Source organism: Pseudodesulfovibrio sp. 5S69 (assembly GCF_037094465.1).
GTDB classification, from domain to species: domain Bacteria; phylum Desulfobacterota; class Desulfovibrionia; order Desulfovibrionales; family Desulfovibrionaceae; genus Pseudodesulfovibrio; species Pseudodesulfovibrio methanolicus.
Genome location: NZ_CP146609.1, coordinates 3833896 through 3851221, shown reverse-complemented (window position 1 = coordinate 3851221; position 17326 = coordinate 3833896). Strand labels below are relative to the sequence as shown.

Below are 17326 nucleotides of genomic sequence, written 5' to 3'. Positions count from 1 at the left end.
GCTTCTTATGTAGGTAGGTGTTGTTCCGTATATCAAGATATCCTGATATAGAGCGAAGCGAATGGAAATAATCAAATATTGCAAAGCGTTGTCAGATGAAACTCGGGCGCGTCTGGTCAATGTCCTGCTGGAATACGAGCTCAACGTGGGTGAAATCGTCCAGGTCATGGAGATGGGGCAGTCGCGGATTTCGCGACACCTCAAGATTTTGTCCGAGTCCGGGCTGGTGGGCGTACGCCGGGAGGGGCTGTGGGCCTTTTACCGGGCCAGCGACGACGGGCCCGGCCGGGCGTTCCTGAACGGCGTGCGCGAGCTCATGTCCGGCGAGCCCGAGCTCAAGCGGGACCGCAACCGGGCCGAGAAGGTCATTCTGGAGCGCACGGTGGCCACCCGCCAGTTCTTCGACGACATCGCACCCGAATGGGATCGCATGACCGCCGAGGTTCTGGGCGACCTGGACCTGGGCCGCGAGATCCAGGCGAGGCTGCCCGAGTGCGACTGCGCCGCGGACATCGGCTGCGGCACGGGCGACATGCTCGAGATCCTGGCCCGTTCGTCGCGGTCGGTCATCGGCGTGGACAACTCGCCCAAGATGCTGGAACTGGCCGAGGAACGGTTCTCCGGCGACGGGCACATGAGCCTGCGCATCGGCGAGATGACCCACCTGCCCCTGCGCGACTGGGAGGCGGACTGCACGGTCATGTCCCTGGTCCTGCACCACCTGGCCATGCCGCTGGACGCCATCCGCGAGGCGGGGCGCGTGCTCAAGATCGGCGGACGGCTGATCATCGCCGAGTTCGACCAGCACGAGAACGAGCTCATGCGTTCGGAGTACGGCGACCGCCGCCTCGGCATCCCCCGCGAGAGCATGTGCCTCTGGCTGGAGGAGGCCCGCTTCGATATCCGGTCGGTTACGGAATTTACGGTCAACATGGGCCTCGTGGTGGTCCTTTACGAGGCCGAAAAACGATAACAATCCCTTATTTGGAGGTATTTATGTCCAAGAACGTCATGCCCGTCGATCCGAAGTGCGAAAGCAAGGTGGCCGACATGTCCCTGGCCGAGTGGGGCCACACGGAGATGCAGTTGTCCGAGCGAGAGATGCCCGGCCTCATGGCCATCATCGAGAAATACGGCGAGGAAAAGCCGCTCAAGGGGCTGAAGGTCACGGGCTCCCTGCACATGACCATCCAGACCGCCATGCTCATCAAGTGCCTGCACGCGCTGGGCGCGGACATCCGCTGGGCGTCCTGCAACATTTTTTCCACCCAGGACCACGCCGCCGCGGCCATTGCCGACTCCGGCATGGCCAAGGTCTTCGCCTGGAAGGGCGAGACCCTTGAGGACTACTGGTGGTGCACCGAGCAGGCCCTGACCTGGCCCGACGGCTCCGGCCCGGATCTGATCGTGGACGACGGCGGCGACGCCACCCTGCTCATCCACCAGGGCGTCAAGGTCGAGGCCGATCCGTCCATCGCGGACAAGGAATACGACGTCCACGAGTTCCAGATCATCATGGACCGCCTGGCCGCCTCGGTGAAGGCCAACCCGACCAAGTGGACCGCGATCTCCAAGAAGGTCCGCGGCGTGTCCGAGGAGACCACTACCGGCGTGCATCGCCTCTACGAGATGCAGCGCGCGGGCGAACTGCTCTTCCCGGCCATCAACGTCAACGACTCGGTGACCAAGTCCAAGTTCGACAACCTGTACGGCTGCCGCGAGTCCCTGGCCGACGGCATCAAGCGCGCCACCGACGTGATGGTCGCGGGCAAGGTCGTGGTCGTGGTCGGCTACGGCGACGTGGGCAAGGGCTGCGCCCAGTCCATGCGCGGCTTCGGCGCGCGCGTGCTGATCACCGAGGTCGACCCCATCTGCGCCCTGCAGGCCGCCATGGAAGGGTACGAGGTGACCACCATGGACGACGCCGCCTCCCGAGGCGACATCTTCGTCACCTGCACCGGCAACTACCACGTGGTCACCGGCAAGCACATGGAGGCCATGAAGGACGAGGCCATCCTGTGCAACATCGGCCATTTCGACTCCGAGATCGAGATGGTCTACCTGGAGAAGACCCCCGGCTGCGTGCGCAAGGAGGTCAAGCCCCAGGTGGACAAGTGGACCCTGCCGTCCGGCAAGTCCATCATCGTCCTGGCCGAAGGCCGCCTGGTCAACCTCGGCTGCGCCACCGGCCACCCGAGCTTCGTCATGTCCAACTCCTTCACCAACCAGGCCCTGGCCCAGATCGACCTGGCCAAGAACGACTATGAGCCCAAGGTCATGATCCTGCCCAAGAAGCTGGACGAGGAAGTGGCCCGCCTCCACCTGGCCCGCCTCGGCGTCAAGCTCGAAAAGCTGACCAAGGCGCAGGCCGACTACATCGGCGTGGACGTGGAAGGTCCGTTCAAGCCCGACCACTACCGCTACTAGTTGAACGATTGCATCCGTAATGAAGAGGGGGGAGCCATTCGGGCTCCCCTTTTTTTGTGACGCGGCGGGCCTCCATAATCCTTTCGCAGGCCGTGCCGTTTTACCCCCATGTTTATGCGGACGGGCCGGGGGCTGATGTGATAGGTAGTCCGTCATGGTGAACACCCGCTGGTACGAAATCCTGCCGCTTATGCTGGCTGTCCTTCTGTGGACCGGCCCGGCGTGGGCCCTGAACGTGAACGTCCGGGTGTCCAGCTTCAAGGTGGACCTGGCCTTCGAATATGCGCCGGGGAACCTGATGGACGGGGACCCGTCCACGGCCTGGGCCGGGGGGAGCATTTCCTCGGGCGAGGGGCAGTGGATGGAGTTTTCCTTCGATATGCCGGTGCGGATCACGGGCCTGGGCATCTACAACGGGCACCAGGGCGAAGGACAGTTCGAGAAGTTCCGGCGCATCCGGTCGGGCCGGGTGGTCTATCCCGACGGTTCGGAGTTTCCCTTCTGGCTGCGCGACGAGAAGGGCGAGCAGGTCATCAAGTGCCCCGGCAAGCCTGCCAAGTCGCTGCGCATCGTGGTCGATTCGGTGTTCCCCGAGGGCGTGCCCCTGGCGCGGATGAAGCTGGCCGTGTCCGAGGTCAAGCTGTACCTGACGCTGATGTCCGCACCGCAAGACGGGGACGCCGGCAAGGACGCGGCGGACGGGCAGTTCGTGCCGCAGGTGCCGCCCGCGGATACGATCAACCCCGTGCCCGAGGAGATCAAGGCGCTGCTCCGGGACTTCTACGTCAGGCAGGCCTCCCTGGACGACGACTTCTATCTGCTGTTCGCGCCCCACGTGCGCGACCGGTTCGACTTCCAGTTCGAGGTCTTCAAGGAGGTTCAGCGCCAGCGCGGGACCTTCAAGCTGTTTCGTTCGGCCAAGGTGGACCCGTCCGGGCTCGGTTTCGAGCTGGTCTACATGGACAAGGACGTGGCCGAGGTCCGTGTGTTCGGGAGCTACCGCGTGCAGGTGGGCAAGCTGGACAAAAGCCTGGAGGACGATTCGGTTTTCGTGCTCATGAAGGGGCGCGAAGGCTGGAAGATCCTCGAACTCGACGGACAGGAAGAAGATTTCTAATCGAATAACAGCTAGATCAAGCTGTTAGACAATCCAAATATCAATCAACTCCGAGGCGTAGAGCCCCTCTGACTCGGCCGGGATAACGGCCAGGCCGTGGGCCTGGACCATGGTCCGCAGCAGGCCGGACTTGCCGAGCACCGGGTGGGCCAGGGGGGGGTGTCCGTCGCGCTCCTCCAGGCGGATGCGCACATAGTCCTCGCGGCCCGGCTTGGAGGCCACGTTGCGGGCCAGCTCGGCCTTGCGCAGGCAGCGCCGGGTCGGCGAAAAGGCCCGCGCGTCGCCCATGAGGTGCCGGATCAGCGGCAGGACCAGGACGTGCACCACGACCAGGGCCGAGGTCACCTGGCCCGGCAGGCCGAGCACGGGCTTGTTGCCCACGCGGCCGAGGATGGTCGGCTTGCCGGGGCTGATGGCCACCCCGTGGGCCAGGATATCCGCGTCCTCCATGGCCTCGATGGCCCGGACCGTGAGGTCGCGCACGCCGATGGAGCTGCCCCCGGACAACAGGACCATGTCGTTTTCGGCGATGGCCTTTTCGAGCGCCCGGCTCAGGCTTTGGAGGTCGTCCTTGATGATGCCGTAGGGTGCGGGCACGCCGCCCGCCTGTTCCACCAGGGCGGCCACGGTGTGGGTGTTTACGTCGCGCACCTGGCCCGGCCTGGGGGTCCGGCCGACTTCGATCAGTTCGTCGCCCGTGGACAGGATGCCCACTCGGGGCCGTTTGCGCAGGGAAAGTTCCTCGAAGCCCAGGGCCGCGGCCATACCGATCTCCTGGGGGCGCAGGACCGTCCCGGCGGGCAGGGCTTCGGCATCCTTGCGGGCGTCTTCGCCGCGCTGCATGACGTTCTCGCCCGGAGCCACGGACTTGCGTATCTCGATGGTCCCGCCCACGGTCTCGTCCTGCATGGCCTGGGTGTGCTCGACCATGACCACGGCGTCCGCGCCCTCGGGCAGCACGCCGCCGGTGGCGATGCGCGCGCACTCGCCGGGGGTCAGGGCGGTGTCCGGCAATTTGTCGATGGGCAGGGCGGCCACGCACTCCAGGTAGCCGGGGTTGGACTCTCCGGCCCCGAACGCGTCGCGGGCATTGAGTGCGAACCCGTCCATGCAGGAGCGGTTGAGCAGGGGCCAGTCGTGCGGCGCGATCAGGCCTTGGGCCAGGACGCGTCCGGCCGCTTCGGCCAGGTCCACGGTCTCGGGGCCGAGCGGCGCGAAGCCGCGCAGCAGGGTCTCGAACTCGGAGCGGGCGATGATGGTGAAAAATCCGTGTTCCATGCTTTCGACCTAGTAGATGATCTCGGTGCCGACACCGGATTTGGTGAACAGTTCGAGGAGGATGCAGTTCTCGACCCGGCCGTCGATGATGGCCGATTTCTCCACTCCGGCCACGGCCTCCAGGCAGCAGGTGATCTTCGGGATCATGCCGCCGGTGACCACGCCCGAGCGGATGGCCTCGAAAGCCTCCTTGGCGGTCAGGGAGGTTATCAACTCGCCCTCGGCGTCGAGCAGGCCGGGCACGTCGGTCAAGAGGTACAGCCGCTTGGCCCCGAGCGCGGTGGCCACGGCCCCGGCCACGGAGTCGGCGTTGATGTTGTAGGTCGCGCCCGCCTCGTCCACGCCCACGGGCGCGATGACCGGGATGAACCCGTCGTTCAGCAGCGAGTGGATGAGCTTGGTGTTGACCGAGGTGACCTCGCCCACTTTGCCCAGGTCGATGATCTCGGGCGGGGCGTCCTTCTTCTCGACGGCCAGCTCCTTGGGTTCGGCGGTGATCAGCCGCCCGTCCTTGCCGGACAACCCCACGGCCTGGCCGCCGTGCAGGTTGATCAGGTTGACGATCTCCTTGTTGACCTTGCCGACCAGGACCATCTCGACCACGTCCATGGTGGCCTGGTCCGTGACCCGGTACCCCTCGCGGAAATGGGACTCGATATTCAGCGCTTTCAGCATCTTGCCGATCTGCGGGCCGCCGCCGTGCACGACCACCGGGTTGATGCCTATGTACTTGAGCAGGAGGATGTTCAGGGCGAAGGCGTGCTTCAGGTCCTCGTCTATCATGGCGTTGCCGCCGTACTTGATGACGATGGTCTTGCCGTAGAATTCGGTGATGAACGGCAGGGTCTCGATGATGGATTTGGCCTGAAGCTGGTACCGCTTCATGTCCCGCTTGCTGATGGACTCGTGTTTCATGCCTGGCTCCTGGTTGCCGGAAATATGCCGGAATAAGGCCGAATTGTCGTGGAAATACGGCAGGAAGTCAATTGCGGCCTTGAGTGGGGCATTTGGGTGCGAAGCCGAGGAATTGCCGCGAAGTCAACAGATTGCTGTTGCAGGCATTGTCCGGATTCTGTTAAATCCTCCTAAAGTCCGAGGAAATTAACCAGAGGATAACCATATGCGACTGAGCTTCAACAGGATGGAATGGGCCGGCTCCATGGGCGACCTGGGGACCCTGCTGCCGCTGGCCTTCGGCATGATCATGATCAACGGGCTGTCCGCCACCGGGCTGTTCCTGACCGTGGGACTCATGTACCTCCTGGCCGGGTTTTACTACCGGGTGCCCATCGCGGTACAGCCCATGAAGGTCATCTCGGCCTACGCCATCGGCCTGGCCCTGTCGCCGCAGATGATCACCGCCTCGGGCATCCTCCTGGCCGTAATCCTCCTGTTTCTCGGGACCACCGGCCTGGTGGACCGGGTGGCGCGCCTGGTGCCCAAGGCGGTCATCCGGGGCGTGCAGCTGTCCACCGGTATCCTGCTTCTGTCCAAGGGCGTCTTCCTCATCGTGGGCAAGAACCCGCTCCAGCTCATGGACGGGGTTCCGGAGCCGTTCCTGCTGGTCCAGTCCTTGGGGCCGGTGTCCATGTCCATCGTCTCCGGCGTGCTCTTCGGGCTCATCGCCCTGCTGCTGTTGCGCAGCAACCGCTTCCCGGCCGGATTGGTCGTGGTCGCGGCCGGGGCGGTCTTCGGCACCCTGTTCGGGGCCTGGCGCGAACTCACCGAGATCCAGATCGGCCTGCATCTGCCCGAGATCCTGCCCTTCGGCATCCCGACCTTGCCGGACTTCAGCTTCGCCCTGCTCGCCCTGGTGGCGCCGCAGATTCCCATGACCATGGGCAACGCGGTCATCGCCAGCCGGGACCTGAGCTTCGAATACTTCGGCAACGAGAGCCGCCGGGTCACGGACCGCGCCCTGTGCGTCTCCATGGGGTTGGCCAACGTCTTCGCGGCCCTGGTGGGCGGCATGCCGGTCTGTCACGGCGCGGGCGGCCTGGCCGCGCACTACGCCTTCGGGGCGCGCACGGCGGGCTCCAACGTGATCATCGGTGTGCTCTTCGTGGCCCTGGCCGTGCTCCTGGGCTCCCAGGCCATCAACATCCTGCACCTGCTGCCCATGGGTGTGCTCGGCATGCTCCTCTTCTTTGCCGGGGCCCAACTGGCCCTGACCATCCAGGACATCCAGACCCGCTCCGGTCTGTTCGTCATGATGGTCATGCTCGGCATCACCATGGCTTCCAACCTGGCCTGGGCCTTCGGCGTGGGCATCTGCATGAACTGGATCATCGTCCGGGGCAGGATTTCCATCTAGGCATGATGCTCGACTCGGCTCAATTCTAATCGGCTTGCCATTTTTTTCTTGTCGGGTACAATGCTTGAGAATCCGAGAACCGACCGGGAGGAAATCCGCATGGGCAAGCTGATAAAGGAAAAGGACGCCAAGGGAAGGCTGCATATCGACACCCCGCTCATGGGCGAATCCCTGGTGGACCGCGCTGTGCTCAGGAGCACCGAGGCGGGCGAGTATTTCCGCATGCAGCCGGACGTGAACGTGCTCAAGATTGGCGGGCAGTCCATCATGGATCGCGGGGCCAAGGCGCTGTTTCCCATTCTCAAGGAATTGGTTAAGGCCAAGGAAAAGCACAAGATCCTGCTCATGTGCGGCGGCGGTACCCGGGCCCGCCACGTCTATTCCATCGGCGTGGACCTGGGCATGCCCACCGGCGTGCTGTCCAAGCTCGGCGACAAGGTCTCGGCCCAGAACGCCGAGATGCTCTCGGTCCTGCTGGCCAAGCACGGCGGCGCACTGATCGGGCACGGCGATCACCTGGAACAACTGCACATGTACTGCCAACTCGGCTACCTGCCCATCACCACCGGCATCCCGCCTTACGGCTTTTTCGAGCATCCGGCCGAGCACGGCTCCATCCCGCCGCACCGCACCGACTCCGGGGCCTTCCTCCTGGCCGAGAACATCGGCGCCCGCTCGCTCATCTATCTCAAGGACGAGAAGGGCATGTTCGAGAGCGACCCCAAGAAGTCCAAGAGCCGCGACGGCCTCAAGTTCTTCGACAGGATCCATGTGGACGAGTTGCTCAAGCTCGACCTCGACGACCTCATCGTCGAACGCCCGGTCCTGACCTTCCTCAAGAACGCCAAGACCCTCAAGTCGTTCCAGATCATCGACGTCCTGCGCCACCCCGAGCACCTTCATGCCGCCCTGGACGGCGAACATGTAGGCACGATTATCTACAAGGACTAGATAGAGATGCCTCCGGCGGCCGGGAAGGGGAAAGGGAACCCTTTGAGAAAAGGTTCCCTTTCCTCTTCGGACCCCCGGACCCCCATCCCCCCATCCTTCCTAAGCTTTTTATTGCCGCTTCGCGGGGCGGGGGGCACAAAAAAACCCTGGCTCAGTGTTGAGCCAGGGGCTTTTTCTCTTGCATTGGAGCGATTCGGGTGGCCCGTTATCGGAAGCCGCTTCACGCCGCGGCGCGCTTGCCTTCACTCCCTTCGCCGTCGCGGGTGATGTAGATGATCTCCGCCCCGGTGTGCTCGGCCAGAGCGTTGAGTTCGCACTTGCGGATGCGCTTGGCGTAGATCTTCAGATCGCCGCCCTGCACGCCGACCACGCGAAATCTCGGCTTCTTGGTTCCTTCCTCGGACCGCATGCGTTCACGTACGAAAATCTTCATGATTGCCTCCTTGGGTTGTGCCCTGATGGACATTGGTCTATACTGAATATATATCCTTAAAGCACCTATAGTCAAGAAGGACATTGCACTCATGTCGAAAAAAGTGGGCGGCTCCAAGCCGCAGCGTTACGTACAGCCCTCCCTGCTCATGGCCCTCAAGGCCGGGCCTTCCTATGGATACCAGCTCATCCAGACCATCGGGGACTACGGGTTCCTGCGCGGGGACGCCCCTCCGGGCATGATCTACCGCCACCTGCGTCAGATGGACGAGGACGGGCTGGTCGTTTCGAGTTGGGACAGTGAGGGGGACGGCCCTGCCAAGCGGGTCTATTCGGTCACGGACGAAGGACTTGAGGTCCTTGAGGCGTGGATTCTGCACATGGAGAAGCAGCGCGACCGGCTGGACGCCTTTATCCGGCGGTACAGGGAATCGTAGCGGCCGGGCGGCCCCGGCGGGTCGCGGGGCGGATCAGGACAGGATGTGCCGGTACAGGGCGCGTTCCCAGCAACTGGAGACCATGACGGCTGCCCGATGGGCCATGCCCAGGGAGCGGAGCCTGCAATAGACATGCAGGGGATTGAGCCTGTGTTGCAGGCGGGAGCGGAGGGTAGTCATACTGTCTTATCGGTGTGCGGGGTCCACCCGATTAGGGGTCGGGTTGATGTTGACGATGTAGAAGCGCGCCAGGATCAGGATGGCCACGGCGCAGACGAATCCGCCCCAGAACACGGCGTTCATGCCGCCCAGGGCGTAGAGCCCGCCCATGATCATCGGGGCCACGGTCTGGGCCAGCCGCAGCAGCAGTCCGTTGGCGGCCATGAACGCGCCGCGTTGTTCCATGGGCGCGATGGTCGTCAGCATGGTCATGACCGTGGGGATATTCAGCCCCTGGGCCAGGCCGAAGCAGATGACCGGCGGGATGGTCAGGAGCAGGGACGGCGCGTGCGGGGTGAAGAGCATGCACAGACCGTAGAACACGGCTGCGGCCGAGAGCAGGGTTTTCTGCCCGAAGCGCTGGGTCAGTTTGCCGAGCTGGAACGAGGCCAGCCCGGTGAAGCCCGACGCGGCCAGGAAGACCAGCCCGATGGTCGCGGACGAGGCCGAGAAGCGGTGGCTGAGCAGGATGGGCAGGTAGGTGATCAGCGGGCCGTACAGGATGACGAAGGTGAGCAGGGTGGTGGCGAACAGGGCCATGGCCTCGCGCGTTTTCATCCGCCTGAGCGCTTCCGCGAAATATTCCTTGAGGCTGCCGGACTTGTCGGGCTCCGGGGTATTCATGAAAAAAAGAATGGCCAGCCCCAGGGGCACGGCCAGCAAGGGCAACAGGAAGGGATAGTTCCAGCCGAGCAGGGCCAGGACGCCGCCGATGGCCGGGTATCCGGCCGTGCCCATGGCCAGGATCGAGGCGTTGTAGCCCATGGCCTGGCCGCGTTCCACCCCATGGTACAGGTCGCCGATCATGGTCGAGTAGAGTACGCCCAGCGGGGCCGCGCCCACGCCCTGGAAGAAACGCAGGATCAGGAGCTGGTCCATGGTCCGAGCAAAGAAGCAGGCGAAGCCGAAGCCGCTGAACACGAACAGCGAAGGCACCAGGAGCACCTTGCGGCCCACGCGGTCGGCCATGATCCCGACCAGCGGCGAGAAGAGCACGCCGGGCAGGGTAAAGGCGGAGATGACCAGGCCGATCTGCACCGGGCTTAAGTGCAGGCCCTTCATGATGTCCGGCAGGGCCGGGATGATGGACGACACGCCGAGCACGGCCATGAGCGTGACGCCGAAGACGTACTGGAGATTGCGGTCGAGGTAGAGCCTGCGCATCAGATGGCCGCGTCCAGGAGCATGTTGTCGCGGTGCACGGCCTCGTCGGAGACCGTGGGGCCGATGATGGCCGCCAGTTCGTCCGTGCGCTTGCCCTTGATCTGCGTCAATTCGTCGGCCGAGTAGTTGGTCTGGCCCACGCCGAGTTCGTCGCCGTCCTCGGTCTTGATGAAGATGAGCGCACCGCGTCCGAAGCAGCCCTCCACCCCGGTAATGCCGATGGGCAGCAGCGACGTGCCTTTGGTCAGCAAGGCCTTGGCCGCGCCGCCGTCCACCAGGATGGCTCCGCAGGGGTCGTCGCGGTAGGCCAGCCAGAATTTCTTGCTGGAGACCACGCGGTCGTCGGGCAGGATGAGCGTTCCCGTGTCGCCGCCGTCCAGGGACGCGGGGATGTCGAACGCGCCCTTGCCCGAGGCGATCAGGGTGGGTACGCCCAACTGGGCCGCCCGCCGGGCTGCGCGCAGCTTGGAATACATGCCGCCCGTGCCCACGTTGGTCTTGCCGTCGCACATGGTTTCCAGGTCCAGGGCCGCGATGTCCTCGATGAGCGGGATGGGCCTGGCGTCGGGGTTGCCGTCCGGGTTCCTGTCGAAGACCCCGTCGGCGGAGGTCAGGTTGACGAACAGGTCCGCGCCGATGAGCCCCAGGCACATGGCGGCCAGGGTGTCGTTGTCCCCGAATTCGAGTTCCCGCGTGGACACGGTGTCGTTCTCGTTGATGATCGGGATGACGCCCCATTCCAGGAGCCTCTCCAGGGTGTTGCGCGCGTTCAGGAAGCGGTCGCGGAGCTTGAGCCCGTTGCGGGTCAGCAGGACCTGGGCCGTGACCTTGCCGTGCCGGGCAAAGGCCTCGTCGTAGTCGTGCATGAGCCGCCCCTGGCCCACGGCCGAGGCCGCCTGCCGGGAAACCATGTCCTTGCCGTTGCGGTGCTTCTTGCGGGTCCGCTCGAAGATGCGTTGCCTGCCCGCGGCCACGGCGCCTGAGGAGACCAGAACCACGTCCAGTCCCCGGTCGGACAATGTCGCCAGTTGGTCCGCCAGCCGGTTGATGGCCGTGCCGTTCAGGCCGTCCCGGGTGGCCAGTACGGCCGAGCCGACCTTGACCACTACCCGCCGGACGTTGTCGAGCAGGGAGTCTCTGGAGATGCGCGATTTCGTCATGGGGCGCACGGTACTCCAACTGGTTCCGGCCTGCAAGAAAGGACTTGAGCGGGATTCCGTATCGTTCAAGCCTTCCGGCGTTATTCATAATTAAAATGTCATTTAACAGTCTGGTCGATATAAAGATGTATGAGCGGATGCCGATATGATGCAGTGAACCAAGCCGTATCCGCCCGGAACGAGATAAGGAGCAGACATGATCGATCCAGTCAGTGGCACTTCGACCGCTATGGCTTATTCCGTAAACCGGGACAGGGCCGACTCCACCGGAAAGACGGGCTCATCCACCTCGTTGGACGTGGTTTCCATCAGCGATGAGGCCAGACGTAAGGCCCGTGCCGAGGTTGCCGACTCCGTAGGCCTGGGCGGCCAGGAAACCACCGGCAAGAGCGGGGACTCGCCCTGGGGGTTGTCCTACGGCCTGTCCGGCTCTAACCACTCCGAACGCACCCTCAAGAACGGGCATACCGAGATCATCGACGTTGACGGCGAAACCCTGACCGTGCGCGAGTACGACGGGGACAAGCTGGTCAAGTCGGTGGATGGGACCATGGCCGACGGCCGGGCCGTGCTCGACACCAGCTACTATGACAAGAACGGCAAGGTCTCCCAGACCATCCATGCGGAGATGGCCCGGCTTGAGACCAAGAACGGCTGGTCCGGCGCGGTCATGAACCGCTCGGTCACCTGGTTCAAGAACGGGCAGATCGAGCGTACCCTGGGCGACGAGATGTTCCTACGTACCAAGAATCCCGCAGGGGGAACCATCAGCTTGTCCGGCAACGACCTTTCGCGCATGACCGGCAAGATGGGCAACGACACGGACAGTCTGGTCCGCGCGCTGACCGTGGAGTCGCACAACCTGAGCTATCACGCTGACATCCAGGAATTCTACGACAACAAGCAGCTCTCCAAGAGCCTCGTCATCGACCAGGCGGGCGAGTTCGTCCAGCAGTCCAACCGTAACGCCGCCGAGTATGTGGATGGGCAGGGTCCCATGTCCACCCGCGAGCTTTACCACGACGCTCAGCTTTCCGTGGTCAGCCAGGAGTTCGACCGTGACGGAAATCTCCTGTTCGAGGGGACGGTCACCGACGAATCGGAGAACGGGACGGGCGGCAAGGACGGCAAGCAGTACCAGACCGTGGACGTCAGCTGGTACAAGGAGGGAGAGTTGGTCAAGCACGGCTCCGGTTCCTTCCGCTTGGACGAGTTCGATGGGCAGGGCCTCATGAAGCGGCCCAGCGTCCTGGAGCTCCTGGGCATGAGCGCCGATGAATATCTCACTCCCGAGCCGCAGAGTGCTCCGGAGCTGCTGGGCAAGAAGCTGGCGGAAAGCTCCTCCGCGCCTGAATTCTTCATTGAGGGGATAGGCCGGTCCGCCGCCAAGGGGCAGTACAGCTTTGCCGCCGACATGGCCGAGTACGGCCACCGCAATAAGCCCTTTGCCGTGGACTGGACCACCGAACTCTACGAGGACGGCGAAATGGTCATGCGCAAGCAGGACAGCCAACGGGCCCGGAACGCCCCGAATCGCGGTGTCGACGACCGCCTACCCTTCCGCACCGGGGGCGGACTGACCGAAGGCGACCGCCCGGCGGTCCTGCAGAGCTCCTCCCACACCACCGAGATTTTCGAAAACGGCAAGACTGTGGCCAAGGAGTCCCAAGAGACCCGGGAGTTCCTCCAGCCCGACGAGCACGGCCCGGACACCCTCATGACCCTGGTCGACTACGACCGGCTGAACAACAGCGGCCCGGACGGGGCCAACGTGTTCTATAAGGGCGGCATAGACGAGGCCGACCCGGACCCGCGCGCCGCCCTGCGCTCCTTGGGCGCGGAGATCGACCTGACCATGGACGGCGTCTACGAGATGTACCGGAACGTGCGCGGCCGCGGAAACCTGGGCAACAAGGGCAGCGGTTTCGGGATCAAAAGACTGTAATAGATTGGTTTTTCGCTCCTGAACAGATCCGTGGGTATGCCGTTTCCCGCGTTTCGGGGGGTATCCCCTGCGAGGTCGTGCCCTGCCGGGCGCGGCTACTTCCCAACGAGTTGATCGATAAAGGTCTTCAGGGCCGCGCCGTGAGGCTCGGGGCGGGCGATGAGATGGAACGTGAGCTCCGGCGTCCGGGCGGCAAAGGGCACGAAGGCCACGTCCCTGCGCCCGGTGTCCGCCGTGGAGCGGGGCACGGGCGACACGCCCAGGCCCGCCGCCACCAGGGCCACGGTGGCGTGCTTGGTCAGGACCTCCTGGGCCACGCGAAGGCGCGCCCCAGCTCCGGAGAGCAGGGCGGTCCACTGGTCGTACAACACCGGGTTCAGGGGGCGGGGGAACATGATCAGCGGCTCGTCGTCCAACATCATCGGCTCAATGGCCGCCACCCCGGCCAGACGATGCCCGGCGGGTACGGCCAGGACATAGGTTTCCCGGTGGTAGACGTGGTGTTCGAGCCTGTCCGGCCTCTGCCCGGACAGCCGGACCACGGCCGCATCCAGCCGCTTTCCGCGCACTCCCTCCACCAGCTCCGGCGTGGACTTTTCGGACAACTCCAGGGTTATGCCGGGGTGGCTCTCGCCAAAGGCCTTGAGGTCAGCCCCCAGCGGGCCGTCGATGGCCGGGCCGATGAAGCCCACGCGCAGCCTGCCCACGCGCCCCAATCCCGTGTCTTTCGCGCGCCGTTCGGCCGCCTCCATCTCGCCCAGGATGCGGCGCACGTCCGCGAGCAGGCTCTCGCCCGCCTCGGTCAGGACCACGGACCGCCGGTCGCGGACAAACAGGGCCACGCCCAATTCCTCTTCGAAGGCTGCGATCTGCATGGACAACGGCGGCTGGGTCATGTGCAGCGATTCGGCTGCCCGGCGGAAGTGCAGAGTCTCGGCCACGGCCAGGAAATAGCGCATCTGACGGCTGTTCATAGCTGATATCTACACCATATCACAGCACGTGAAAAGCAATATTGGACGTGTCACGGCTCCGGGGCCATAGTCAAGAAAAAGGAGGTTGTCATGGACAACGAACGCTATGAACGAGGTTTGGAGATGCTCGGCCGCGTGGACGGGGAACAGGGAGACAAGGTGGTGGCGGCCTTGGCGGACATCGCCCCGGACTTCGGACGGCTCATGCTCGAATTCGGCTTCGGGGACATCTATGCCCGGCCGGGCCTGAGCCTCAAGGATCGGGAGCTGATCACCATCTCGGCCCTGGCCGCCAAGGGGGCGTGCGAGCCGCAGCTCAAGGTGCACATCCACGGCGCGCTGAACGTGGGCTGGACGCGCGAGGAGATCGTCGAGACCTTCATGCAGGTGGCGGTCTACGCGGGGTTCCCGGCAGCGCTGAACGCGATCTTCGCCGCCAAGGCGGTCTTCGCCGAGCGAAAGTAGGGGGCTATTCGGCGTCGAGTTGGGCGAGCTGCGACCACATGGCGGCCAGCAGCTCGTCCACGCCCTCGCCGGTCAGGGCGGAAATGAAGTAGACCGTTTGCCCGGAAGCCGCGACCTTGGCCTTCATGTCGGCCAGTTCCTCTTCGGACAGGGTGTCGATCTTGTTGATGACCTTGATCTGCGGCTTGAGGGCCATTTCGGCGTTGTACTCCCGCAGCTCCTGGTTGAGCAGGTCGTAGCCGTCGGCCGGGTCGTCGCGGTTGACGTCCTCGGCGGCCAGGATGTGGACCAGAAAGCGGGTCCGCTCCACGTGTTTGAGGAAGGTGATGCCCAGGCCGCGCCCTTCGCTCGCCCCCTCGATCAGACCGGGGATGTCGGCGATGACCATGCGGGTGAAGTCGTCGTTCTCGATGACCCCGAGATTGGGCACCAGCGTGGTGAACGGGTAGGCCGCGATCTTGGGCCGGGCGGCCGAGACCTTGGCGATGAAAGTGGACTTGCCCGCCGAAGGCAGGCCGAGCAGCCCCACGTCGGCCAGGATCTTGAGTTCCAGCCGGAGCTGCTTCTCCTCACCCGGAAAGCCGGGTTCGGCGTAGCGCGGGGTGCGGTTGACCGAGGACTTGAAGTGCAGGTTGCCGCGTCCGCCGTCCCCGCCCTTGCAGATGACGATCTCGGTGCCGTCCTCCACCAGGTCGGCGACCAGCTCCTCGTGGACGGTCCCGTCCTCCTCCTCGATGATCTCGAAGATGAGCGTACCCACGGGCAGATCGACGATCAGGTCGTCGGCGGCCTTGCCGTAGCGGTCGCGGCCCATGCCGGACTGGCCGTTTCTGGCCGTGTAGTGGCGCTTGAGGCGGAAGTCGTAGAGCGACATCAACCGGCCGGAGCCGCGAAAGATCACGTCGCCGCCCTTGCCGCCGTCGCCGCCGTCCGGGCCGCCCTTGGGCACGTTGGCCTCGCGCCGCAGGCTGGCGCAGCCGTTGCCGCCCTTGCCGGACGCCACCTTGATGGTCGCTTCATCCACGAATTTCATGCTCTTTCCCTACTCTTTCGCCGAGTTGGCCGCTGTCCCCTCAACGCAAAAAACGGGCAGGGAGCATGACGTCTCCCTGCCCGGCAACTATGCTTGCGTAATCGAGAACTAGGCCTCGGCGGGCGTCACGCTCACACGGGTCTTGACGACCTTCTTGCGGGTGAACTTCTCGAATTTGACCACGCCGTCGACCAGGGCGAACAGGGTGTAGTCCTTGCCCACGCCGACGCCGTCGCCGGGGTGAAATTTGGTACCGAGCTGCCGCACGAGGATGTTGCCGGCAACCACTTCCTGACCGCCAAAGCGCTTCACGCCACGCCGCTGACCGGCGCTGTCGCGACCGTTTCTGGAGCTACCACCAGCTTTCTTATGAGCCATGTTATCCTCCCTTCCAGGCGCTAGGCCGTGATGGAATTGACTTTCAGTTTGGTGTAATCCTGGCGGTGACCCTGGGTCTTGCGGGCGTCCTTTTTGGACAGCTTGTGGAAGACCACGACCTTGTCGCCGCGGAGATGGCCCAGGACTTCGCACTCGACCTTTGCTCCATCGACGTACGGGGCACCGATCTTGGTGTCGCCGTCCTTGTCGACCAGGAGAACGGAATCGATGCTCAGCGCGTCGCCGGCATCAGCCTTCAGCAAATCTACATTGAGTTCAAGACCTTCTTCAACGCGGTATTGTTTCCCGCCGGTCTCGATAATAGCGAACATAGTTAGAACCTCCAATTCGTAAGAGGAGGCAACCTAGCCGCAACCCCCGGTGGAAGTCAAGCCCCGAACCCGGTTTTTTCGCTTTTTTTTGCCCTTTTTCCCCCGCTCCGGACAATACATCCCTTCTGGGTTGGTCCGCAAGTCCCGGCCGGTGCGGGACCGGCGCCGTACCCCTGCCAGAGCCCGTTCGAATCCGGGGGGCGTGTTCAGGCTTGTCCCGGCACGTCGACATGTATACACTACTGCTGTTTTACTACAAGAAAAGCATAGGGTTATCTATATGGGGAAGGTGCGAAGCGTCCTGCTCCTGGCGGGCCGTTCGTTGCTGGCCGGATGCGGGATCAAGGCGGTGCCCACCGGCGAGCTGACCGGGCCGGACATCCACACACGGGAAGAGAGCTTCAGAGACGGCACGTCGGTGCGGTATAGGTACCGCCTGGAACGCAGGATCAACGGGGCATACGTCATTCGCGGGGACGCGCTCTTCCAGGGGGTGGGCCGGATCCGTGACGCCCGGATGAAGCTCCGGCTGGTCAGGGGTAATGCGGTGGTCGCCACCGTTCCACTTCGGGTCCGGACCGCGAAGACCAATAAAAAAATCCATTACTACAACAAGTTCAAGGCGGAAAAACCGTTCGACTCCGTGGAGTTCGGGTGGCGCCTGAAATATCGGTACTAGCCGGGACGTCCGCGGGCCGGG

At 64.0% G+C, this 17326-nt stretch carries 19 protein-coding genes; 9 read left to right on the top strand and 10 right to left on the bottom strand.

The features are described from left to right. Positions 1–61: 61 nt before the first annotated feature. From V8V93_RS17995 to V8V93_RS17985, 3 genes are all read left to right on the top strand, one after another. On the top strand, positions 62–973 hold the full coding sequence (locus tag V8V93_RS17995) for an ArsR/SmtB family transcription factor (protein WP_338668026.1): 912 nt from the start codon (positions 62–64) through the stop codon (positions 971–973). Positions 974–996: 23 nt separating this feature from the next. Continuing rightward, positions 997–2427, top strand: a complete 1431-nt coding sequence (gene ahcY, locus V8V93_RS17990; RefSeq protein ID WP_338668025.1) for an adenosylhomocysteinase — start codon at positions 997–999, stop codon at positions 2425–2427. Positions 2428–2581: 154 nt separating this feature from the next. Further along, on the top strand, positions 2582–3544 hold the full coding sequence (locus V8V93_RS17985; RefSeq protein WP_338668024.1) for a discoidin domain-containing protein: 963 nt from the start codon (positions 2582–2584) through the stop codon (positions 3542–3544). 24 nt (positions 3545–3568) lie between these two features. Here V8V93_RS17985 and glp read toward each other — a convergent pair whose 3' ends face one another. Together glp and argB are read right to left on the bottom strand one after the other, a co-directional pair. Continuing rightward, on the bottom strand, positions 3569–4822 hold the full coding sequence (gene glp / locus V8V93_RS17980) for a gephyrin-like molybdotransferase Glp (protein ID WP_338668023.1): 1254 nt from the start codon (positions 4820–4822) through the stop codon (positions 3569–3571). A 9-nt stretch (positions 4823–4831) separates the two neighbouring features. Next, positions 4832–5707, bottom strand: a complete 876-nt coding sequence (gene argB / locus V8V93_RS17975; protein WP_338670204.1) for an acetylglutamate kinase — start codon at positions 5705–5707, stop codon at positions 4832–4834. A 235-nt stretch (positions 5708–5942) separates the two neighbouring features. On the opposite strand from argB, the gene V8V93_RS17970 reads away from it, so the two are divergent. Next, the gene (locus V8V93_RS17970) at positions 5943–7136 is read left to right on the top strand and encodes a putative sulfate/molybdate transporter (RefSeq protein WP_338668022.1); all 1194 of its coding nucleotides are present in this window, start codon (positions 5943–5945) and stop codon (positions 7134–7136) included. 99 nt (positions 7137–7235) lie between these two features. Further along, a complete protein-coding gene (locus V8V93_RS17965; protein WP_338668021.1) occupies positions 7236–8087 on the top strand; it encodes a uridine kinase in 852 nt (283 codons plus the stop codon). A gap of 220 nt (positions 8088–8307) precedes the next feature. Here V8V93_RS17965 and V8V93_RS17960 read toward each other — a convergent pair whose 3' ends face one another. Next, positions 8308–8520, bottom strand: a complete 213-nt coding sequence (locus V8V93_RS17960) for a hypothetical protein (protein WP_338668020.1) — start codon at positions 8518–8520, stop codon at positions 8308–8310. Between the two features lie 91 nt (positions 8521–8611). On the opposite strand from V8V93_RS17960, the gene V8V93_RS17955 reads away from it, so the two are divergent. Next, positions 8612–8956, top strand: coding sequence for a helix-turn-helix transcriptional regulator (locus V8V93_RS17955; protein WP_338668019.1), 345 nt, complete (start codon positions 8612–8614; stop codon positions 8954–8956). 33 nt (positions 8957–8989) lie between these two features. On the opposite strand, the gene V8V93_RS17950 is transcribed toward V8V93_RS17955, so the two are convergent. From V8V93_RS17950 to proB, 3 genes are read right to left on the bottom strand one after another with little or no spacing between them, the layout of a single operon-like run. Further along, complete coding sequence (locus V8V93_RS17950) at positions 8990–9136, bottom strand: hypothetical protein (protein WP_338668018.1); 147 nt, start codon at positions 9134–9136, stop codon at positions 8990–8992. 6 nt (positions 9137–9142) lie between these two features. Beyond that, the gene (locus V8V93_RS17945; protein WP_338668016.1) at positions 9143–10339 is read right to left on the bottom strand and encodes an MFS transporter; all 1197 of its coding nucleotides are present in this window, start codon (positions 10337–10339) and stop codon (positions 9143–9145) included. Then, positions 10339–11499 (bottom strand): glutamate 5-kinase, encoded by a 1161-nt coding sequence (proB, locus tag V8V93_RS17940; RefSeq protein WP_338668015.1) that lies wholly within the window; start codon positions 11497–11499, stop codon positions 10339–10341. The genes V8V93_RS17945 and proB overlap by 1 nt, the downstream gene beginning before the upstream one ends. Positions 11500–11728: 229 nt before the next feature. On the opposite strand from proB, the gene V8V93_RS17935 reads away from it, so the two are divergent. Next, positions 11729–13444, top strand: a complete 1716-nt coding sequence (locus tag V8V93_RS17935; protein ID WP_338668014.1) for a hypothetical protein — start codon at positions 11729–11731, stop codon at positions 13442–13444. A 95-nt stretch (positions 13445–13539) separates the two neighbouring features. On the opposite strand, the gene V8V93_RS17930 is transcribed toward V8V93_RS17935, so the two are convergent. Further along, positions 13540–14418, bottom strand: a complete 879-nt coding sequence (locus V8V93_RS17930; RefSeq protein WP_338668013.1) for a LysR family transcriptional regulator — start codon at positions 14416–14418, stop codon at positions 13540–13542. Positions 14419–14508: 90 nt separating this feature from the next. Here V8V93_RS17930 and V8V93_RS17925 point away from each other — a divergent pair, with 90 nt between their 5' ends. After that, complete coding sequence (locus V8V93_RS17925; RefSeq protein WP_338668012.1) at positions 14509–14883, top strand: carboxymuconolactone decarboxylase family protein; 375 nt, start codon at positions 14509–14511, stop codon at positions 14881–14883. A 4-nt stretch (positions 14884–14887) separates the two neighbouring features. Here the strand turns inward: V8V93_RS17925 and obgE are convergent, their stop codons facing one another. From obgE to rplU, 3 genes are all read right to left on the bottom strand, one after another. Then, entirely contained in the window at positions 14888–15916 is a 1029-nt protein-coding gene (gene obgE, locus V8V93_RS17920) for a GTPase ObgE (RefSeq protein WP_338668010.1), read from the bottom strand. 108 nt (positions 15917–16024) lie between these two features. Beyond that, positions 16025–16294 (bottom strand): 50S ribosomal protein L27, encoded by a 270-nt coding sequence (gene rpmA, locus V8V93_RS17915; RefSeq protein WP_338668009.1) that lies wholly within the window; start codon positions 16292–16294, stop codon positions 16025–16027. A 20-nt stretch (positions 16295–16314) separates the two neighbouring features. Next, positions 16315–16626, bottom strand: a complete 312-nt coding sequence (rplU, locus tag V8V93_RS17910) for a 50S ribosomal protein L21 (RefSeq protein ID WP_338668008.1) — start codon at positions 16624–16626, stop codon at positions 16315–16317. Positions 16627–16906: 280 nt separating this feature from the next. On the opposite strand from rplU, the gene V8V93_RS17905 reads away from it, so the two are divergent. Then, entirely contained in the window at positions 16907–17305 is a 399-nt protein-coding gene (locus V8V93_RS17905; protein ID WP_338668007.1) for a hypothetical protein, read from the top strand. The last annotated feature ends 21 nt before the right edge of the window (positions 17306–17326 follow it).